The following is an 18635-nucleotide window of genomic DNA, read 5'->3' as shown; positions in this document are numbered from 1 at the left end:
GCCTCTTCGGGGCCGAGCGCCGCTGGACTTGATGGGTGAGCCCTCCGGGTTAGCCCCGGGTGAAATCACACCAGTCACTACAGACACTTTGACAACAGAGATAAGTGACCGCCAGAGTGGCGAAACATTATTTGTAGGAACGTGACCGGACGGTGATTGAGAGGGTCAATCTTGTGACGGCAGTTGTGATTTCGATCTCAAAGACCTTGCTGCCGCGTGATGTTGCACCAGCCGGGTCAGCGCCCGAAAGTGTTGCTGAAATCGGTCAGAGCATGGCCCGCCACCGAAGCCAGGCTCAGCACGCCGACCGCGACGATCGGCCAGAAGGACATGTACCAGCCCTTCACCAGCGAGACGAAGGGGCCGAGCAGGGCGGCGGTCCCGGCCGCACCGATGCCGCCCCACACCAGTGGGTAGATGTAGTAGTTCAACCCGAATGGCACCATCGGGCAGTCATCGCCCTGGCAGACGTTGTCGGTAAAGGCAAACAGGCGGGTCGGCCAACTGGTCGTGGTGACCACGACAATCAGCAACCCCAACAGCACGAACATGGTGATGACGTCCCAGGGAACCAGGCGCAGCCTGATCACCCGCGGTGCGGCCGGGTCTTGCTCGACGTCCTTCCCCAGGTCCTTGTCCGAGTCTTGGGACTGATCCGGTGCCGTCATGCCCTGCATGCTTCCCGATGAACAGGTTTTCTGCGACCGCAACCGACTAAGGTCGGCTTTCGTGGCAGCGGCCGGACGAGCTAAAGCCGGGTTGACGCCCGCGCAGATCAGCGCGATCGACGCCGCTCATCTGTGGCACCCGTACAGCACGATTGGCAGCGAGGCGATACCGCCGGTGGTGGCGGTCGCGGCGCGTGGGGCCTGGCTGACACTGATCCGCGACGACCACCCGGTCGAGGTGCTGGATGCGATGAGCTCCTGGTGGACCGCCATTCACGGTCACGGACACCCGGTGCTGGATGCGGCGATGACCACTCAGCTGGGCACCATGAACCACGTCATGTTCGGTGGCCTGACGCACGAGCCGGCGGCCCGGTTGGCCCAATTGCTTGTGCAGATCACCCCGCCCGGGCTGGACACCGTGTTCTTCAGCGACTCGGGCTCGGTGTCGGTGGAGGTCGCCGTCAAGATGGCGCTGCAGTACTGGCGCAGCCTGGACCAACCGGGCAAGCATCGCCTGATGACGTGGCGCGGGGGGTACCACGGCGACACCTTCACGCCGATGAGCGTCTGCGACCCCGAGGGCGGCATGCACTCGCTGTGGGCCGACGTGCTGGTGCCGCAGGTCTTCGCCCCGCAGGTGCCGCGCGACTACGACCCCGCGTACAGCGCGGCATTCGAGGCCCAACTGGCCGAACACGCCGCGGAGTTGGCGGCCGTCATCCTCGAGCCCGTCGTGCAGGGGGCGGGCGGGATGCGCTTTCACCACCCGCGTTACCTCTCCGATCTGCGCGATATCTGCCGCCGGCACCGGGTGCTGCTGATCTTCGACGAGATCGCCACCGGATTCGGTCGCACCGGTGAGCTGTTCGCCGCCGACCATGCCGGCGTCAGCCCGGACATCATGTGCGTCGGCAAGGCCCTCACCGGCGGGTACCTAAGCCTGGCCGCCACCCTGTGCAGCACGGACATCGCCCACACCATCAGCAGAGGTGCGGCCGGTGCACTGATGCACGGGCCGACGTTCATGGCCAACCCGCTGGCGTGTGCGGTGTCGGTGGCCAGCGTCGAGGTGTTGCTGGGCCAGGACTGGCGGTCCCGCGTGGCCGAGATCGCCGCCGGGCTGACCGAGGGACTGGAACCGGCCCGCGCATTGCCGGGCGTGACCGACGTGCGGGTGTGTGGGGGGATCGGCGTCATCGAGTGCGACCGGCCGGTCGATCTGACGGTGGCCACGCCCGCGGCACTCGACGGTGGGGTGTGGCTGCGCCCGTTCCGCAACCTGGTCTATGCGATGCCGCCTTATATCTGCACCCCCGGAGAGATCGCACAGATCACCTCGGCGATGGTGCATGTTGCGCGGCTCGTAGTCTGATCAGCGATGAAGTCAACCGAGACGTCCCCGCTGGCCTGGCTGGAAGCGGTGGAGGCGCAGCGCCGGGAGGCCGGGCTGCGCCGTTCCCTGCGGCCACGGCCCCCGGTGAGCACCGAACTCGACCTGGCATCCAACGACTACCTCGGCCTGTCCCAGCACCCCGACGTCATCGACGGCGGAGTCCAGGCGCTGCGGGTCTGGGGTGCCGGTGCCACCGGTTCGCGGCTGGTCACCGGCGACACCGAACTGCACGCCCAGTTCGAGACCGAGCTCGCCGACTATGTCGGCGCCGCCGCGGGACTGGTGTTCTCCTCGGGCTACACCGCCAACCTGGGTGCCGTCGTGAGCCTGTCCGGCCCGGGCTCGCTGCTGGTGTCCGACGCCTACTCGCACGCCTCGCTAGTCGACGCCTGCCGGTTGTCGCGCGCGCGGGTGGTGGTGACGCCCAATCGCGATGTGGCCGCTGTCGATGCGGCCCTGGCGTCGCGTGCCGAGGAGCGCGCCGTCGTCGTCACCGACTCGGTGTTCAGTGCCGACGGGGCTTTGGCGCCGCTGCGCGAACTGCACGAGGTGTGCCGCCGGCACCGTGCGCTGCTGATCGTGGACGAGGCGCACGGCCTCGGTGTGCGCGGCGGCGGTCGCGGCCTGTTGCACGAGGTAGGGCTGGCGGGTTCGTCTGACGTGGTGGTCACGACGACGCTGTCCAAGGCACTGGGCAGTCAGGGCGGCGTGGTCCTCGGCCCGGCCGAGGTGCGGGCGCACCTGATCGACGCGGCGCGGCCGTTCATCTTCGACACCGGTCTGGCCCCCGCCGCGGTGGGCGCGGCGCTGGCCGCACTGCGGGTGCTCAAGGCGGAGTCATGGCGACCGTCCGCGGTACTCGGCCACGCCGCCGACCTGGCCCGAGCAAGTGGTGTCGCCGAGGTGCCGGAGTCGGCGGTGGTGTCGGTCATTCTGGGTGACCCGGAGGTCGCGCTGGCCGCGGCAACCGCCTGCCTGGATGCGGGTGTCAAGGTAGGTTGCTTCCGGCCGCCGACCGTCCCGACGGGGACATCCCGGCTGCGGCTGACCGCGCGCGCCTCGCTGAGCGCCGACGAACTCGACCTGGCGCGGCGCGTGCTCGCCGAGGTGCTTTCGAGCGTCCGCCGTTGACGGTCCTGGTCGTCACCGGCACCGACACCGGCGTTGGAAAGACGATCGCGACCGCTGCGCTGGCGTCCTGCGCCCGCCAACTCGGTGTCGACGTGGCGGTGTGCAAACCCGCCCAGACCGGCACCGCTGACGGCGACGACGACCTGGCCGAGGTAGGCCGCCTCTCCGGCGTCACCGAACTGGCCGGCCTGGCGCGCTATCCGTTGCCCATGTCGCCGGTGGCCGCAGCCGAGCAGGCCGGCATGTCGCTGCCCGGCCGCGAGGAGGTGCTGGCGCTGATCCGCCGGCTGGACCGGCCGGGGCGGTTGACGCTGGTGGAGGGCGCCGGCGGGCTGCTGGTGGAACTCGCTGCGGCGGGCGTCACCCTGCGAGATCTGGCCAGGGACCTCGAGGCGGCCGTGTTGGTGGTGGCCCGGGCCGGCCTGGGCACCCTGAATCACACCGCGCTGACCCTGGAAGCGCTTGCCGCACAGAATGTTTCATGCACCGGTTTGGTGATCGGCAGCTGGCCGGATCAGCCGGGCCTGGTCGAGTGTTCCAACCGGTCGGCGCTGGAACGGTTGGCCCCTTTGCGGGCGGCGCTGCCGGCCGGCGCAGGCGCCGCCGGTGACTTCGCGGCAATCAGTGCGGCGGCGTTCGACGGTGACTGGGTGAGGTCCCTGGTGTCCTGATGGCGCATTCCATCGAACTGCTCTTCGACCCCGACACCGAGGCCGTGCTGCGGGGCATGTGGGACGACTTGGGCGCGCTGAAAAAGGCGGGACTTCCTATCCGGATCCCGCCCGGCCGTCCGCATGTGACGGTGGCGGTGGCCCAGCGCATCGACGCCGCGGTCGACGAACTGCTGACTCCGGTGGCGCGAGAGTTGCCGTTGCGCTGCGTGGTCGGCGCAACCCTGTTGTTCGGCCGGGGCAACGTTGTGCTCACCCGGTTGGTCGTGCCCTCGCGCGAACTGCTGGACCTGCATGCCGAGGTGCATCGGCTGTGTGGTCCGCACCTGGTGCCGGAGCCGATGGCCAACAGCCTGCCCGGCCAGTGGACGGCACATGTCACGCTGGCGCGCCGGATGGAGGCCGCGCATCTGGCTGCGGCGCTGGCCATTGCGGGCCGGCCGGCGCAGTTCGACGGCCGCCTCGCAGGGTTGCGCCGCTGGGACGGCGATCAGCGCGTCGAGTATCCGCTCGGCTGACGTCAGCCGGGTTGGCCGGGTATGCCGACCGCACCCGGTAAGCCGTCGGCGCCCTTTTGGCCGGCCTGTCCATCCGCGCCGCCGGTGCCCTTCGCGCCCGCTGCACCCCCGTCGCCGCCAAGTCCTACGCCACCGCCGTGGCCGGCAGCTCCGCCGGCGCCGAATCCGCCCGAGTGGCCGAACAGTCCACCGGTGCCGCCCGCGCCGCCGTTGCCGCCGTTGCCGCCGTCGCCGCCGTTGCCGCCGTCGCCGCCGTTGCCGCCGTCACCGCCGTTGCCGCCGACACCGACACCGGCTCCGGGAAAGATGCCACTGTCAGCGCCGCCCTGCCCACCGGTGCCGCCGTGGCCGCCCGAAGCGCCAGCGCCCCCGTCGCCGGCTAGTCCGCCGGCGCCGCCACCACCACCGTCGCCGAACAACAGCCCGCCATGACCACCAGCACCGCCGAACCCGCCGGAACCACCGGTGCCACCCGCCGCGCCGACGCCGCCGGTACCGCCCCTGCCACCCGCGCCACCGAAGATGAGATTCGGATCCCCGAATGGATCGAACAGCGCACCCGGGCCGCCCGTGCCTCCGTTGCCGCCCGCGGCGCCGGTGCCCCCGGTGCCCCCGGTGCCTCCGGTGCCGGAGGAACTCAATGGGTTAGCGGAGTAACCCCCACCGCCATTTCCGCCGTCTCCGCCGGTCGCGCCCGCGCCGCCGGACCCGCCCGCACCACCGTTACCCGCGATCGCCGTGCCGCTACCGGCCAAGTCAACTGCATAGCCCCCTGCGCCGCCGTGGCCGCCGGGTGCGCCGCGTCCGCCGAGTCCGCCGGCACCGCCATTGCCGGCGAAGGCGTTGACGATGCCCGCTTCACCGCTATAGCCTCCTCGGCCGCCGTCGCCTCCGGTCACACCGGTCGCGTTACCCGCAGCGCCATCCTGCCCGTTGCTCGCCGGGCCAGAAGAGCTGTTAGTGCCGTTGGCGCCATTCGCCGCTTGGCCGACGGTTGTAGCGGGCAGGGGGTTGCCGCTTGTGCCGGTCGCGCCTTGGCCGCCGGCGCCGCCGGCCCCGCCGTTGCCGAACAACACGCCGGCATTGCCGCCGGCACCGCCGTTGCCGCCGCACCCGCCGGCGACGGTGGCGGCCCCGCCAGCGCCGCCGGCCCCGCCGTTGCCGTAGAACAACCCGCCGTTGCCGCCGGTGCCGCCCGGCGCACTGCTTCCGCCAGCGCCCCCGGCACCGCCACTGCCTAGGAGTCCGGCGGCCCCGCCATTGCCGCCGCGCTGGCCAGCCCCGCCGGACGCCCCATTACCGCCGTTGCCGAACAGCAGCCCGCCTGCCTCACCGGCCTGGCCCGGCGTTGCGCCGTTGTTGCCGTCACCGACCAGTGGGCGCCCCAGCAGGGCCCGGGCCGGCGCGTTGACCACATCCAGGGCGGCCTGCAGGGGTGAGGCATTAGCGGCCTCGGCCGCGGCGTACAGGTTGCCGCCGGCCGTCAGGGCACGTGCGAACTGCGCGTGAAATGCTGCGGCTTGGGCGCTGACTCTTTGGTATTCCTGGGCGTGCGCGCCGAACGCTGCGGTAATCGCCGTCGATACTTCGTCGGCGGCCGCGGTCACGATCGTTGTCGTCGACGATGTCGCTGCCGCGTTAGCGGCGCTGAGCGTCGACTCGATGCTCGTCAGATCTGTCGCCACCGCGGCCATCACGTCGGGCGCTGCGCTTAACAACGACATCCCTAATCTCCAAGCGGTCATACGAAGCCATAACGTCGCGGTAGCTTCGAGGCGGACTCAGACACCGAACTGTAGCCCCGCTCCCGCGGTCATATGGCGTTTCGGTTCATCCCCCGAACAGCAGGTACAACCCCATGAAGGTGTAGCCGACCATCACCAGCATCATGGTGAGCTGCCCGGTCAGCTGATGCGCCGATGGCAGCAACCGCAGCGCCTTGTCGTGCGCGGCGATGACCGCCACGATGTGCCCGGTGACCACGCAGGTCACCTTGATGGTGGATAGGACGGCGGGGTGCATCGACAGGATGTAGGCGACCTGCCAGTCCCTACTGAGCGGGTCGGCCAGCGCGATCACCGCCTGCTGGCCGCGCTCCACCAGATAGGTCAGGTAGTGCGCGAAGATGTAGCCGACCACGATCGGGATCAGCGAATGTGCCATCTGGCCGGGCAGGGCACGCCGCTCTTCGGCGTCGACGCCGCCCGTCGCCCGCGCTGCCAGTGAAAACGTCAGTGCCACAACCGAAATGAACACAATCAACCCGACCGTACGCAGCGCCGACGACGTCAGCGTCTCCGGCACTCCGTGCGCTCCGCGCGCGACCCCGTCGGCGAAATTGCGCCACGTCGGAGACGCCGAGAAACTGTCGAATGCCGTGGAGCCGAGCAGCACCGCCAGCACCATCACCACACCGGGCCGCACCGGCAGTGACGGCAGGTGGTCGAACGGGTTGCCGACGACGATCTTGCCGGTCTCGCGGTTGCGCCAGAACGGGCACAACCGGGACACGGCCATGCTGTAGACGCCGAACGGGTCCACCCGAGCCAACCAGCGCTGCCCGCACAACCACGCGCCGGCGAACAGCACGACGCCGTAGACCAGTAGCCAGATCTTCACCGCGAACACCGAGGCCGAGTCGGGACTGGCCAGCTCCATCCAGACGAACGCGAACAGACCCAGAGCGGCCGGACGGTAACCCCAGCTCTCCGGATAGGAGACACGTGCCCGTCCCAGCCGCTCCGGCAGGCACCGGCGCAACACGACGTAGACCGTCCGTACCGGGGACACGACCCGCCACACCGGCCCGAAAACCAGCGACAGCGCCACCAGCCCAACCCACAACAGGACGTAGAACGCGCCGAGCAGACCGTTGGCCTGTGTCTGCGGGCCGAACAACCCGGCCAGCAGCACCCACGCCGCGAACAGCAACGCCAGGCCCGCCACCAACGAGCGGGTGAGGCGGGCGTCAACCACCGTCGTCACCACGTCCGGCAGGGCGTGTCCCGGCTTGGCCGGATCGAACCGGGGCCGCTTCCACGCCAGAGCGACCAGCGCGAACGTGAACGTCAGTGCCCACGCCGCACCGATCAGCGCGAAGGTGTAGGGGACCGGGAGGTCGTTCGACCCGCCGAGGCCGTGCGCCAGCACCGCGCCGGCACTGGTCACGGCCGGACTTGGATGGTGGCGATCGTGCGCTTGAGGTGATGCAGCTCGACGTCGACGTTGCCGGGCACGTCGACGCTGAACTGGAAGGTCTGGTTGGGCGCCGCGGCGATCTCGAACTTGTGATCAGGCACCGAATGCACGTGCAGTTCGTCGGTGACGTCGCTGGTGACCCGCAACGTGATCTGCTCCTTCACCCTGGCCTGCAGGGTGGCGTTGGTCGGTGTCACCTGGCCGTTGGCGATCGAGACCTCGATCGTCAGGCCGGCCGGCTGCGCGCTGGTGGACGTGCCCCCCGGCGCGGGGCTGCTGGACGTGTTGCCCGGCTTGCTGCCCCCGCAACCGACCAGTGCGCAGGCCAACATGGCCGCCCACACAGCGGCGAGAATGCGTGCCGTCATCGACTCAGGCCGCCCTGGGGAGGGGATGTTCTTCCTCCTCCACTCGTCGGGGTTTTGTCGTCTCGCCATTGATCCGGCCCGCACCCCAGGTCAGGGCGGCGATCACCATCAGCGTGAAGATCAGCACCAGGATCGAGCCCGTGGTGAACAGCCACTCCGGCGCACTCGGGTCGCGCTCGCGCTGCAGGATGGTGTTCTCCAGGACGAACGGGCGGGTGATCACGGGCTGGGCCGGGATCTCGGGAGCCGGAATCGCCTCATCGGCCGGTGCGTAGATCGGCACCGCGGTCATCGTGTAGCCGTCCTGCACGCGCAGCAGGGTCTTCCACGATCCCCACACGGGAATGGGCTGGGTGCTGCGATATTGCCCAGGCCCGACCCGCTGCAGACGATCGACGACCAGACCGCGCTGGTTCTCCATCTTGCCCTGCCACGAGGTGATCGACACCCAGTCGGGCTCGTCCTTGATCAGGTCGGGCGGGTTGATCTGAACGTCGGCCGACACCATCTGCTTGCCGGGCTCGCTGGGCAGTTCGGTGAGCTTGATGGTCGCGGTGTTCTTGCTCGGGACATTGATGTGCAGGCCGTTGGCCACGGCGCCACCGATCACCACGACGGTCGCCGCGACGATCGAGATGCCGATCGCACGCGCCGGAAGCCGCTGTCCGGTCAGCACCATGCCCGTCAGTGCGCCGCAGATGCCCATCAACACCGCGACGGGCACCGACATGGCCAGGGCCTCGCCCCACATGCTGGTCGGCCACGGGTAGTGGTAGACCGCGCCTACCCACAGCGAACTCAGCCAGAGACCGACGGTACCCACCAGCAGACCGGACACAGCTCCGAAGGCGATCGGGCGCTTGAACAGGGGACTGAGGGCGAGCAACTCGACGATCAGCGCCGGTCCGAGGTAAAGCGGGAACCAGTTGATCGGGGCGCCCAGGACCGGGCCGACGATGAACGCGACCGCGCCGCGCAGCGCGATGGCGAACAGGGCCGCGATGATCGCCGCGCCCTTCCCCAGCGTCATGCGCGCGACGACCAGAGCCAGTGCGGCGACGCCGGCGATCATCATCGGGTGAAATGCCAGGCGGAACTGCTGGACGCCGAAGTCATATTCGATCTGGTAGACGGACAGGCCGATCAGCAGGCCGCCGCAGGAGAGGTAGCGCAGCAACCGCACGAACGGCTTCTCCGGCGGCGCGTCCGGCAGCGCGCGGCCGCCTTCGTACTCCAGCATGAGCACCGAGAACAGCGAGAGTCCGGCGCCGCCGATCATCATCAGGTGCGTCGGTCCCCACAGCGTCACGTCCTGGCCGAAGATGCGGTGCCAGATGTCGTCGAGCGGGAAGCCGAACAGGGCGTACATGCCGCAGCCGGCCATCAAGATCCCGCCGACCGGCGCGTGCCAGTTGTCGGTGATGCGCACCGGCGCCGGGCCGGGCTGGTCGAACGGCAGCACGATCGCGATCATGCCGGCCAGGAAGATCCCGAACAGCCCGAAGATGATGAAGTAGTGCGCCGGATTGGCCAGCGGACCAGGGTCGCGGCCTTCACCGATATGCCAGCTGACGTCCCAGATGAAACCGAACAGCGCGCAGATGATCGAGGAGGTGTACACCAACACCGGTAGCGCCACCCAGGACGGGCGCCTGAACTTGACGCCGAGCCAGTCGGCGAATCGCTCCAGCCACATAATCCGGCGGGTGCGATGCGCATAGCCGATGCCCAGCATCACGAGTGTGATGACCAGCGCGGCGACGGAAAGTCCGATTACCTGGTTCAGGGCGGCCCCGCGAGCCGCCGGCGCCTCAGCAACAACTGTCAATTCCACCGCGATCGCCTCCCGTTGCGCACCGCCGATGCCGACTAGGACGAACCTGTAATGCCCAATTGCCGGGCTGGTCAATCCTGCTTTTTGCCAGAGCTGCGACGGTTTCGCATTGCGACGTACAAGACCACCCCGGCGACGATGAGCGCGGGCAGAAACGCCGGTATGGCCAGCCAGATCCCGTGGTCGGCCAGATAGGTGACGGGGGGATCGCTCATGGTGGTGTCTATACCCCCTATTTCCGGAGTGAGCTACGTCGCGCCGGTGCGCCCACGCGGCATTCGCCGACGCGGCGCCCGCTACCCTAACCTGAACACCATTTCATTCCGGCTGCCACAAAGACGCGGCCGTGAGACGCAGATGTGGTCCGGCCATGCTCGGACGCGATCGACAAACAGGGGAGTACCCGGTGACTCAAGCGCCAACTCGACCGACCAGCGACGCCGGCCAGGATGGCACTCATTCCGAAATTCTGGCGGTTGCCCGCGAGCAGGTGCTTGAGCGCGGTGAGGGATTGACGAAGGACCAGGTGCTGCAGGTCCTGCATTTGCCCGACGACCGGCTGGAAGAACTGCTCGCGCTGGCCCACGAAGTGCGGATGCGCTGGTGCGGGCCGGAGGTCGAGGTCGAGGGCATCATCAGCCTCAAGACCGGCGGCTGCCCGGAGGACTGTCACTTCTGTTCGCAGTCGGGTCTGTTCCAGTCGCCGGTGCGCAGCGCCTGGCTGGACGTCCCCAGCCTGGTCGAGGCCGCGAAGCAGACGGCCAAGTCCGGTGCGACCGAGTTCTGCATCGTGGCGGCGGTGCGCGGCCCGGACGAGCGGTTGCTGGCCCAGGTCGCCGCCGGCATCGAGGCGATCCGCAACGAGGTGGAGATCCAGATCGCCTGCTCGCTGGGGATGCTGAGCGCCGAGCAGGTGGAGCGACTGTCCGCGATGGGCGTGCACCGCTACAACCACAACCTGGAGACGGCTCGCTCCTTCTTCACCAATGTCGTCACCACGCACACCTGGGAAGAGCGCTGGCAAACCCTGTCGATGGTGCGCGAAGCGGGCATGGAGGTGTGCTGCGGCGGCATCCTGGGCATGGGCGAGACACTGGAGCAGCGCGCGGAGTTCGCCGCCGAACTGGCCGAACTCGACCCCCACGAGGTGCCGCTGAACTTCCTCAACCCGCGCCCCGGCACCCCGTTCGGGGACTTGGAGGTGTTGCCGGCCAGCGAAGCCCTCAAAGCCGTCGGCGCCTTCCGGCTGGCGTTGCCGCGGACCATGCTGCGGTTCGCCGGTGGCCGCGAGATCACCCTGGGCGACCTGGGTGCCAAGCAGGGAATCCTGGGCGGGATCAACGCCGTGATCGTCGGCAACTACCTGACCACCCTCGGCCGTCCCGCCGAAGCCGACCTGGAACTGCTCGACGACCTGCAGATGCCGCTCAAGGCGCTCAACGCGAGCTTGTAGAAAGAGAAGCGTGGCGGGAAATCTGGGCGCTCCGGTCGGAGCCGGTGTCTATAACGTCTACACCGGGGAGCCGGCGGGCACGGCCACGCCCACGGCGGCCCAGCTGGGTCTGGAACCGCCCCGGTTCTGCGCCGAGTGCGGACGGCGGATGATCGTGCAGGTTCGCCCCGACGGCTGGTGGGCACGGTGCTCACGGCATGGACAGGTGGACTCGGCCGATCTGGAGGGGCAGAAATGACCGGGGAAGCCGTGACCGACGTGGCCCGGCCGGTGGAGCCCCCGGCGGGCCCGCGCACGCCCCGCAAACGCGCGCTGCTCACCGTGGTGCTGGTGCTGACCGCCGCGGGTGTGCTGATCGGTGCCCTCTGGGCGTGGATAGCCCCGCCGATCCACGCCGTGGTGGCGGTGAGCCGCAAGGGTGAGCGCGTGCACGATTACCTGGGCAGCGAATCGCAGAACTTCTTCGTGGCGCCGTTCATGTTGCTCGGTCTGCTGGGCGTACTGGCGGTGGTGGCCGCCGTGGCAGTGTGGCAGTGGCGTGAGCATCGCGGGCCACAGGTGGTCGCCGCGCTCACCTTGGGGCTGATCGGCGCCGCCGCGGCCGCCGCGGGTGTCGGAGCGCTGCTGGTCCTACTGCGTTACGGCGCACTGAATTTCGACACCGTCGCGCTCGCGTCGGGTGATCACAACGTGACCTACGTCAGCCAGGCGCCTCCGGTGTTCTTCGGTCATCTGCCGCTGCAGGTCGCCGCCACGTTGCTATCGCCGACGGCCTCCGCGGCGCTGATCTACGCGCTCGCGGCCACCGGAACCGTGCGCGACGATTTGGGCGGCTATCCGCCGATCGACCCGCGCCCGGCCGTGTTGCCACCCGTCCCCGCGGGTCCGGTCACCCCTTAAAGGGGACGCCGGTGGATCTTCCTGCCGGTGATGACCTTCGCGGCGATGACGGCCAGGCGTGCCATGCCGGCATACGTCATCGGGTTGAACATGGTGGGCCAAGTGGTCCGGATCAGGTGGTCCGTGATTGGGCGTCCGGCGAACCGGTCGATCAGCCAACGCAGCGCCATCGGGGAGGACAGCGGGTGCAACAGCATGTGCTCGTTGAATGCGTCCCGGTGGTATGTGACGTCGGCGCCGCCCGCTGAGTAGGCGTCGGCAAGCGCGTCGATGTCGTCGACGCCGATGAGGTAGTCGTGGACGGCCTGCACGATCAGCACCGGCGGCGTCGGCACGGCGACGCCCAGGGTGGTGCTGTCGAAAACATGGGCGACGGCCGGGGTCGCCAGAATGTCCTCCAGCGGCTCGTCGAGGTAGTCCGCCATGTTCTTGTTGGCCATCGAGATGACGGCTTCCGCGGTCGTCATCCGCTCCATGCTCTCGAGCATGGCCAGACCGTCTTCGTTGGCGTGTTCTTTGATGACCGCATCGAGGTCGGGATAGGCGTGGGTGAGTGCGGCCACGACCATCGCGGGCAGGCCCGCGAGCAGGCTGCCGTTGAGTCGTTTGAAGGTGTTCCCGAGGTTGCCGACGGGCGAGCCCAGTACCGCCCCGACGATGTCCAGCTCCGGGGCGTATTCGCCGCACATTTCCGCGGCCCACGCGCTGGCCAGCCCGCCGCCGGAGTAGCCCCACAGCCCGATCTTGGCGGACGCGGGCACACCGAGTCGTTCCGAACTCAGCACCGCCCGCAGGCCGTCAAGGACCCGGTAGCCGGGTTCATAGGGGGTGCCCCACAACCCGTGCAGGCCTTCGTGGTCAGGAACCGACACCGCCCAGCCCTCGGCGACGGCGGCGCTGACCAACAGCAACTCCAGCTGGGCCAGCGAGCCGATGGCCTTGGCGCGGCGGCGCATCGCGTAGGACGGAAAGCACCGGGACGAGATGGCGTCGATGGCGCACTGGTAGGACAGCAGCGGCATGGTCTTGCCGGGGGCGACCTCTTTCGGCAGCAGCACCGTCGTCACGGTCGCCTCGGGGTTGCCGTTCATGTCCGTCGTCCGGTACAGCAACTGGGTCCCGGTGATGGACTGCGGGATGAGGCCCATGAAGGCCAGTTCGACGTCGCGGGAGCGCAGCACAGTGCCGGGCGCGGCGTGCTGGAAGCCGGCGGGCGGCTGGTAGAACGGGTCGTCCGCGGGGAGCAGCGGGCGGACCTTGCGCTGCAACTCCTCGTGCGGGGGTCGGCCGATCCACTCCGCCCCGGTTTCGCCTCCCAGCTTCGCGAGCTCCACCATTAAGGCTCCCTTCGTGGCCCTCGTCGCCCGGTGTGTCCCGATTCGGGGCGGCGGTCAGGCTAGTCACAATGCGGCGCCGGCTGCTTTTGGCGGCCAGCGCCTCTTACTAGAATCTTATTTCGCCTTATCCATCTCTTATACAAGTTACTGTACAAACCGCCGACACGCCTAAAACCGCTGCGCGTGCCGCTTGTCACAATCTCTTGTCCCAGTCCATTCTCGGGCCTAGCCGGGGGGTCGCAGTGCGGCAAATTCGTCGGTGACCCGCAACTGGGAGTCGGTGAACCGGTACAGCGCGGCCGGGCGACCGCCGCTGCGGCCGGACTGGGCGATGGTCCCGGTCGCCGTGATGACCTTGCGGCGGGCCAGCACGCGCTGCAGATTGGTCGCGTCGACCTGGTACCCCAGCGCCGCGCCGTAGATGTCACGCAGCGTGGAGAGCGCAAATTCCTTTGGTGCCAACGCGAATCCGATGTTCGTGTAGGACATCTTGGCGACCAGTCGGGTGCGCGCGTGGGCCACCATGGGCCCGTGGTCGAAGGCCATCGGGGGCAGTGCGCTCACCGGATGCCAGCGGGTATCCGGGGGCAGCTCCGGGGTGGCGGGGGAGGGCACCAGCCCCAGGAACGTGGAGGCGATCATCCGCACGCCCGGCACCCGCTGCGGGTCGGAGAACACCGCCAGTTGTTCCAGATGCGACAGTTCGCGCAGATCCACCTTCTCGGCGAGTTGGCGGCGGACTGAGGTGGTCATGTCCTCTTCGGTGCGCAGCCGTCCGCCGGGCAGCGACCACGCGCCGCGCTGCGGATCCTGTGCACGCTGCCATAACAACACGTTCAGCTGCGGTTTTCCGCTGCGCGGGCCGTCGGTAACCATTCGAACCTGGAACACGACGGCGAGCACTTCGTGGGCGGTGCTACCATGAGGCATGTTTTCGATTGTAAGTCGAAAACCTCCTGAGTGCGAAAGGAGCCGACCATGACGGTCTTGAATCGCATGGATGAGCTGTCGGCCCGCATCATCAGCACGCCTACCGGCTTCACCGGAGTCGACGGCGACGCGCAGTGGGCAGCCGAGATACGTCGGCTGGCGCGCCTGCGCGGTGCCACCGTGCTGGCCCACAATTATCAGCTGCCGGCCATCCAGGACGTCGCCGACCACGTGGGGGACTCGCTGGCGCTGTCGCGGATCGCAGCCGAGGCGCCCGAGGACACCATCGTGTTCTGCGGCGTGCACTTCATGGCCGAGACCGCCAAGATCCTGAGTCCGGACAAGACGGTGCTGATCCCGGATCAGCGCGCCGGCTGCTCGCTGGCCGACTCGATCACGCCCGACGACCTGCGCGCGTGGAAGGCCGAGCACCCCGACGCCGTCGTCGTTTCTTACGTCAACACCACGGCGGAGGTCAAGGCGCTCACCGACATCTGCTGCACGTCGTCGAACGCCGTCGACGTCGTCGACTCCATCGACCCCGACCGCGAGGTGCTGTTCTGCCCGGACCAGTTCCTCGGCGCACACGTGCGCCGGGTGACCGGTCGCAAGAACCTGCACATCTGGGCCGGCGAATGTCATGTGCACGCGGGCATCAACGGTGACGAACTCGCCGAGCGGGCCCGCGCCAACCCCGACGCCGAGCTGTACGTGCACCCCGAATGCGGTTGCGCCACTTCGGCTTTGTACCTGGCCGGCGAGGGCGCCTTCCCAGCCGAGCGGGTCAAGATCCTGTCCACCGGCGGCATGCTCGACGCCGCGCACGAGACCCGCGCCCGCAAGGTACTGGTCGCCACCGAGGTCGGCATGCTGCACCAGTTACGCAGGGCGGCGCCGCAAGTCGACTTCCAGGCGGTCAACGACCGCGCATCGTGCAAGTACATGAAAATGATCACCCCGGCGGCTCTGCTGCGCTGCCTGGTGGAAGGTGCCGACGAAGTGCACGTCGATCCCGACGTCGCGGCCGCGGGCCGGCGCAGCGTGCAGCGCATGATCGCGATCGGCCAGCCCGGCGGTGGCGAATGACCACCCGTCCGGTGTGGCGTGACAGCGCCGATGTCGTCGTGATCGGCATGGGCGTGGCCGGCTTGGCCGCCGCGCTGGCTGCCCACCGCGCCGGCGCCGGGGTTGTGGTCCTGAACAAGGCGGCCCGGACGCGCGGGGTCACGGCAACCCACTACGCCCAGGGTGGCATCGCGGTCGTGCTGCCCGACAGCGACGATTCCATCGACGCCCACGTCAGCGACACGCTGACGGCCGGTGCGGGACTGTGCGACCCGGACGCGGTGTACTCGATCGTCGCCGACGGCTACCGTGCCGTCACCCAATTGGTCGGCGACGGAGCACGTTTCGATGAAGCCGTGCCCGGCGCCTGGGACGTCACCCGCGAAGGGGGCCACTCCCGGCGGCGGGTGGTGCACGCGGGCGGCGACGCGACCGGGGCCGAGGTGCAGCGCACCCTCGATGGCGCCGCACGCACCCTGGACATCCGCAGCAGCCACATCGCGCTGCAGGTCCTGCACGACGAGGACGGCGTCAGCGGCGTGCTGGTGGCCCGCCCGGACGGCGTCGGCATCATCAGCGCGCCGTCGGTCATCCTGGCAACGGGCGGCCTCGGACACCTCTACAGCGCGACCACAAATCCGAACGGTTCCACCGGCGACGGGGTTGCGTTGGCGTTGTGGGCCGGCCTGGCGGTCAGCGATCTGGAGTTCATCCAGTTCCACCCGACGATGCTCTTCGTCCCGGGCGCGCAGGGCCGGCGCCCGTTGATCACCGAGGCCATTCGCGGTGAGGGCGCGATACTGCTTGACAGTCAAGGCAATTCGATCACTGCCGGGGTGCACCCGATGGGCGATCTGGCCCCGCGGGACGTGGTCGCGGCCGCCATCGACGCCCGGCTGAAGGCGACCGGCGACCCGTGTGCCTACCTCGACGCGCGGGGGATCGCGGGATTCGCCGCGCGCTTCCCGACCGTCACCGCCGCATGCCGGGCGGCCGGCATCGACCCCGTCCGCCAGCCCATTCCGATCGTCCCGGGCGCGCACTACAGCTGCGGCGGCGTGGTCACCGACGTGTACGGCCAGACGGAGTTGCCGGGTTTGTACGCGGCGGGCGAGGTGGCCCGCACCGGAATGCACGGAGCCAACCGGCTGGCCTCCAACAGCCTGCTGGAGGGCTTGGTGGTCGGGGGTCGCGCCGGACAGGGAGCGGCCGCGCGTGCGACGGCCGCGGGCTGCCGGCGCGCGAAGATGCCGGAGCCGATCACCCGCACCGCGCCCCGTCGCGGCGACCTGCAACACGCGATGAGCCGGGATGCGTCAGTGGTGCGTGACGCCGACGGGCTGCAGCGGTTGGCCGACATGCTCAGCGCGGCTCCCGGTCGCACCGTCGCATGTCGCCAGGATGCCGAGGACGTGGCGCTGACCCTGGCCGCCCGTACGGTGACGGCCGCCGCCCTGGCCCGTACCGAGAGCCGGGGCTGCCACCACCGCGCCGAGTACCCGTCGGCCGATGCCGGCCAGGGGCGTAGCGCGCTGGTGCGACTGGCGCCCGACGGCAGCTCGGTGCGGGTCGAGACTCTGGCGGCGGTGGGTTGATGAAGCTGGATGCCGCCGAGCGGGCTGATGCGATAGCGACCATTCGGCGCGGCCTGGACGAGGACCTGCGCTACGGGCCGGATGCCACCACACTGGCGACGGTGTCGGCGGACGCGATGGCCACGGCGTCGATGGTGCCGCGCGAGTTGGGCGTGATTGCCGGGGTGGACGTCGCGCTGCTGGCGCTCGACGAGGTGATCGGCAGCGACGGCTACCAGGTGTTGCACCGCGTCGAAGACGGCACGCGGGTGGGTCCGGGTGAGCCGCTGTTGACGGTGCGGGCCCAGACGCGCGGCCTGTTGACGGCCGAGCGGACCATGCTCAACCTGGTGTGTCACTTGTCCGGTATCGCGACGGCGACCGCTGCGTGGGTGGAGGCTGTCGAGGGCACCAGGACCAAGGTCCGCGACACGCGCAAGACCTTGCCGGGTCTGCGCTTGCTGCAGAAGTACGCGGTCCGCGTCGGCGGTGGCGTCAACCACCGGCTGGGGCTGGGCGACGCGGCGCTGATCAAGGACAACCACGTCGCGGCCGCGGGGTCGGTGGTCGGGGCACTGCGTGCGGTGCGCGCAGCCGCGCCGGAGCTGTCCTGCGAAGTCGAGGTGGATTCCCTCGAGCAGCTGGACGAGGTGCTGCCGGAGAAGCCGGAATTGATCCTGCTGGACAACTTCCCGGTATGGCAGACCCAGATCGCCGTGCAGCGCCGCGACGCGAGCGCGCCGCAGGTGCTGCTGGAGTCCTCCGGCGGGCTCAGTCTGGAAACCGCCAGGACCTATGCGGGTACCGGAGTCGACTACCTTGCCGTGGGCGCGCTGACCCACTCGGTGCGGGTGCTCGACGTCGGCCTGGACATGTAATCAGAGCTCGGGAGGTGGGGCGGGTCGCCGGTTGACCCGCACCGCGATGCGCGGCAGTAGCCGGCCCGGTGCCCGTTGGATGTCGTAATCCCAATCGAGCCCCGTCCAGAGCTGCCAGCCGCGCCAGCGGGCCAACAGGACGAAGCCGGCCCCGACCAACGTGGCCAGCACCATCCCCGCCGACGCCCGCCCCACATAGTCGAAGGCCACCGCCACGACACTGGCGGCCACCGCGCAGGTGGCGTAGAGGGTATTGCCGCCGAAGATCTGCGGCGTCCGTCGCACGGCGAGGTCGCGCAGTGCGCCGCCGCCCACCGCGGTGATCGTGCCCAACAGGATTGCGGGCAGCCAGCCCAGGCCGACGTGCAGGGTCTTCTGGGCACCGGCCGCGGCCCAACAACCCAGGGCCAGCGCATCGACCACCGGGAAGATCAGCGCCCACGCGCGGTCGTGCACCGGCGTCAGGAAGGCGACCACCGCTCCCGCGATCACGGCCAGCGCGTACAGATAGTCGGTCAGCGCTACCGGCGGGCCGTGCTGGAGCAGGGTGTCGCGGATCAGGCCGCCGCCCAGGCCCGACAACGTCGCCAGCGCGGCGAAGCCGATCGGATCCAGGTGCAGTTCGCGCGCCACGAGCCCACCGAGGATGGCGTTGCCGAAGACTCCGGTCAGGTCGATAACCCGCAGGAATTCGCCAACGGTGTCTGTCACGCC

19 protein-coding genes are annotated in these 18635 nt (G+C 69.3%); 10 read left to right on the top strand and 9 right to left on the bottom strand.

Annotated elements, in window-relative coordinates; translation table 11 throughout:
* Window positions 1-236 precede the first annotated feature (236 nt).
* A complete protein-coding gene (locus tag ACNQS7_RS05275) occupies window positions 237-668 on the bottom strand; it encodes a hypothetical protein (RefSeq protein ID WP_418011726.1) in 432 nt (143 codons plus the stop codon).
* Between the two features lie 61 nt (window positions 669-729).
* Between ACNQS7_RS05275 and ACNQS7_RS05270 the strand changes: the two genes are divergently transcribed.
* Genes ACNQS7_RS05270 through ACNQS7_RS05255 form a run of 4 tightly spaced genes read left to right on the top strand, consistent with a single transcriptional unit; the run spans window position 730 to window position 4384 of the window.
* Window positions 730-2043 carry an adenosylmethionine--8-amino-7-oxononanoate transaminase gene (locus ACNQS7_RS05270; RefSeq protein ID WP_418011725.1) on the top strand — a complete coding sequence of 438 codons (1314 nt, stop codon included), beginning with the start codon at window positions 730-732 and terminating at the stop codon, window positions 2041-2043.
* Window positions 2044-2049: 6 nt separating this feature from the next.
* Complete coding sequence (locus ACNQS7_RS05265; protein ID WP_418011724.1) at window positions 2050-3195, top strand: 8-amino-7-oxononanoate synthase; 1146 nt, start codon at window positions 2050-2052, stop codon at window positions 3193-3195.
* A complete protein-coding gene (gene bioD / locus ACNQS7_RS05260) occupies window positions 3192-3866 on the top strand; it encodes a dethiobiotin synthase (protein ID WP_418011723.1) in 675 nt (224 codons plus the stop codon). Before ACNQS7_RS05265 ends, bioD begins: the two co-directional genes overlap by 4 nt.
* The gene (locus ACNQS7_RS05255; RefSeq protein WP_418011722.1) at window positions 3866-4384 is read left to right on the top strand and encodes a 2'-5' RNA ligase family protein; all 519 of its coding nucleotides are present in this window, start codon (window positions 3866-3868) and stop codon (window positions 4382-4384) included. The genes bioD and ACNQS7_RS05255 overlap by 1 nt, the downstream gene beginning before the upstream one ends.
* Window positions 4385-4386: 2 nt before the next feature.
* On the opposite strand, the gene ACNQS7_RS05250 is transcribed toward ACNQS7_RS05255, so the two are convergent.
* The 5 genes from ACNQS7_RS05250 to ACNQS7_RS05230 form a co-directional block, all read right to left on the bottom strand.
* The gene (locus ACNQS7_RS05250) at window positions 4387-6108 is read right to left on the bottom strand and encodes a PE family protein (RefSeq protein WP_418011721.1); all 1722 of its coding nucleotides are present in this window, start codon (window positions 6106-6108) and stop codon (window positions 4387-4389) included.
* Window positions 6109-6214: 106 nt separating this feature from the next.
* The gene (locus ACNQS7_RS05245; protein ID WP_418011720.1) at window positions 6215-7552 is read right to left on the bottom strand and encodes a hypothetical protein; all 1338 of its coding nucleotides are present in this window, start codon (window positions 7550-7552) and stop codon (window positions 6215-6217) included.
* Entirely contained in the window at window positions 7549-7950 is a 402-nt protein-coding gene (locus tag ACNQS7_RS05240) for a hypothetical protein (RefSeq protein ID WP_418011719.1), read from the bottom strand. Before ACNQS7_RS05240 ends, ACNQS7_RS05245 begins: the two co-directional genes overlap by 4 nt.
* Window positions 7951-7954: 4 nt before the next feature.
* Complete coding sequence (locus ACNQS7_RS05235; protein WP_418015889.1) at window positions 7955-9736, bottom strand: hypothetical protein; 1782 nt, start codon at window positions 9734-9736, stop codon at window positions 7955-7957.
* A gap of 119 nt (window positions 9737-9855) precedes the next feature.
* Window positions 9856-9999, bottom strand: a complete 144-nt coding sequence (locus ACNQS7_RS05230) for a hypothetical protein (protein ID WP_418011718.1) — start codon at window positions 9997-9999, stop codon at window positions 9856-9858.
* A 191-nt stretch (window positions 10000-10190) separates the two neighbouring features.
* Here ACNQS7_RS05230 and bioB point away from each other — a divergent pair, with 191 nt between their 5' ends.
* The 3 genes from bioB to ACNQS7_RS05215 are packed head-to-tail and all read left to right on the top strand — an operon-like array spanning window position 10191 to window position 12137.
* The gene (gene bioB / locus ACNQS7_RS05225; protein WP_418011717.1) at window positions 10191-11237 is read left to right on the top strand and encodes a biotin synthase BioB; all 1047 of its coding nucleotides are present in this window, start codon (window positions 10191-10193) and stop codon (window positions 11235-11237) included.
* A gap of 10 nt (window positions 11238-11247) precedes the next feature.
* A complete protein-coding gene (locus tag ACNQS7_RS05220; RefSeq protein ID WP_055576234.1) occupies window positions 11248-11475 on the top strand; it encodes a hypothetical protein in 228 nt (75 codons plus the stop codon).
* Window positions 11472-12137 carry a DUF2567 domain-containing protein gene (locus tag ACNQS7_RS05215; RefSeq protein WP_418011716.1) on the top strand — a complete coding sequence of 222 codons (666 nt, stop codon included), beginning with the start codon at window positions 11472-11474 and terminating at the stop codon, window positions 12135-12137. The genes ACNQS7_RS05220 and ACNQS7_RS05215 overlap by 4 nt, the downstream gene beginning before the upstream one ends.
* On the opposite strand, the gene ACNQS7_RS05210 is transcribed toward ACNQS7_RS05215, so the two are convergent.
* Both ACNQS7_RS05210 and ACNQS7_RS05205 read right to left on the bottom strand, forming a co-directional pair.
* Window positions 12134-13474 carry a lipase family protein gene (locus ACNQS7_RS05210; RefSeq protein ID WP_418011715.1) on the bottom strand — a complete coding sequence of 447 codons (1341 nt, stop codon included), beginning with the start codon at window positions 13472-13474 and terminating at the stop codon, window positions 12134-12136. The genes ACNQS7_RS05215 and ACNQS7_RS05210 overlap by 4 nt on opposite strands.
* A 225-nt stretch (window positions 13475-13699) precedes the next feature.
* On the bottom strand, window positions 13700-14404 hold the full coding sequence (locus ACNQS7_RS05205) for an NUDIX hydrolase (protein WP_418011714.1): 705 nt from the start codon (window positions 14402-14404) through the stop codon (window positions 13700-13702).
* 48 nt (window positions 14405-14452) lie between these two features.
* On the opposite strand from ACNQS7_RS05205, the gene nadA reads away from it, so the two are divergent.
* Genes nadA through nadC form a run of 3 tightly spaced genes read left to right on the top strand, consistent with a single transcriptional unit; the run spans window position 14453 to window position 17921 of the window.
* Window positions 14453-15490 (top strand): quinolinate synthase NadA, encoded by a 1038-nt coding sequence (gene nadA / locus ACNQS7_RS05200; protein WP_418011713.1) that lies wholly within the window; start codon window positions 14453-14455, stop codon window positions 15488-15490.
* Window positions 15487-17064 (top strand): L-aspartate oxidase, encoded by a 1578-nt coding sequence (locus tag ACNQS7_RS05195; RefSeq protein ID WP_418011712.1) that lies wholly within the window; start codon window positions 15487-15489, stop codon window positions 17062-17064. Before nadA ends, ACNQS7_RS05195 begins: the two co-directional genes overlap by 4 nt.
* Window positions 17064-17921: a carboxylating nicotinate-nucleotide diphosphorylase gene (gene nadC / locus ACNQS7_RS05190; protein ID WP_418011711.1), complete on the top strand. Its 858-nt coding sequence runs from the start codon at window positions 17064-17066 to the stop codon at window positions 17919-17921. Before ACNQS7_RS05195 ends, nadC begins: the two co-directional genes overlap by 1 nt.
* Here nadC and ACNQS7_RS05185 read toward each other — a convergent pair whose 3' ends face one another.
* Window positions 17922-18632, bottom strand: coding sequence for a trimeric intracellular cation channel family protein (locus ACNQS7_RS05185; protein WP_063892916.1), 711 nt, complete (start codon window positions 18630-18632; stop codon window positions 17922-17924).
* Window positions 18633-18635: the final 3 nt, after the last annotated feature.

Origin of the sequence: Mycobacterium sp. 23 (assembly GCF_048287075.1) — a bacterium.
Lineage (GTDB): Bacteria > Actinomycetota > Actinomycetes > Mycobacteriales > Mycobacteriaceae > Mycobacterium > Mycobacterium gordonae_B.
This window is presented reverse-complemented; position numbering and strand designations above follow the sequence as displayed.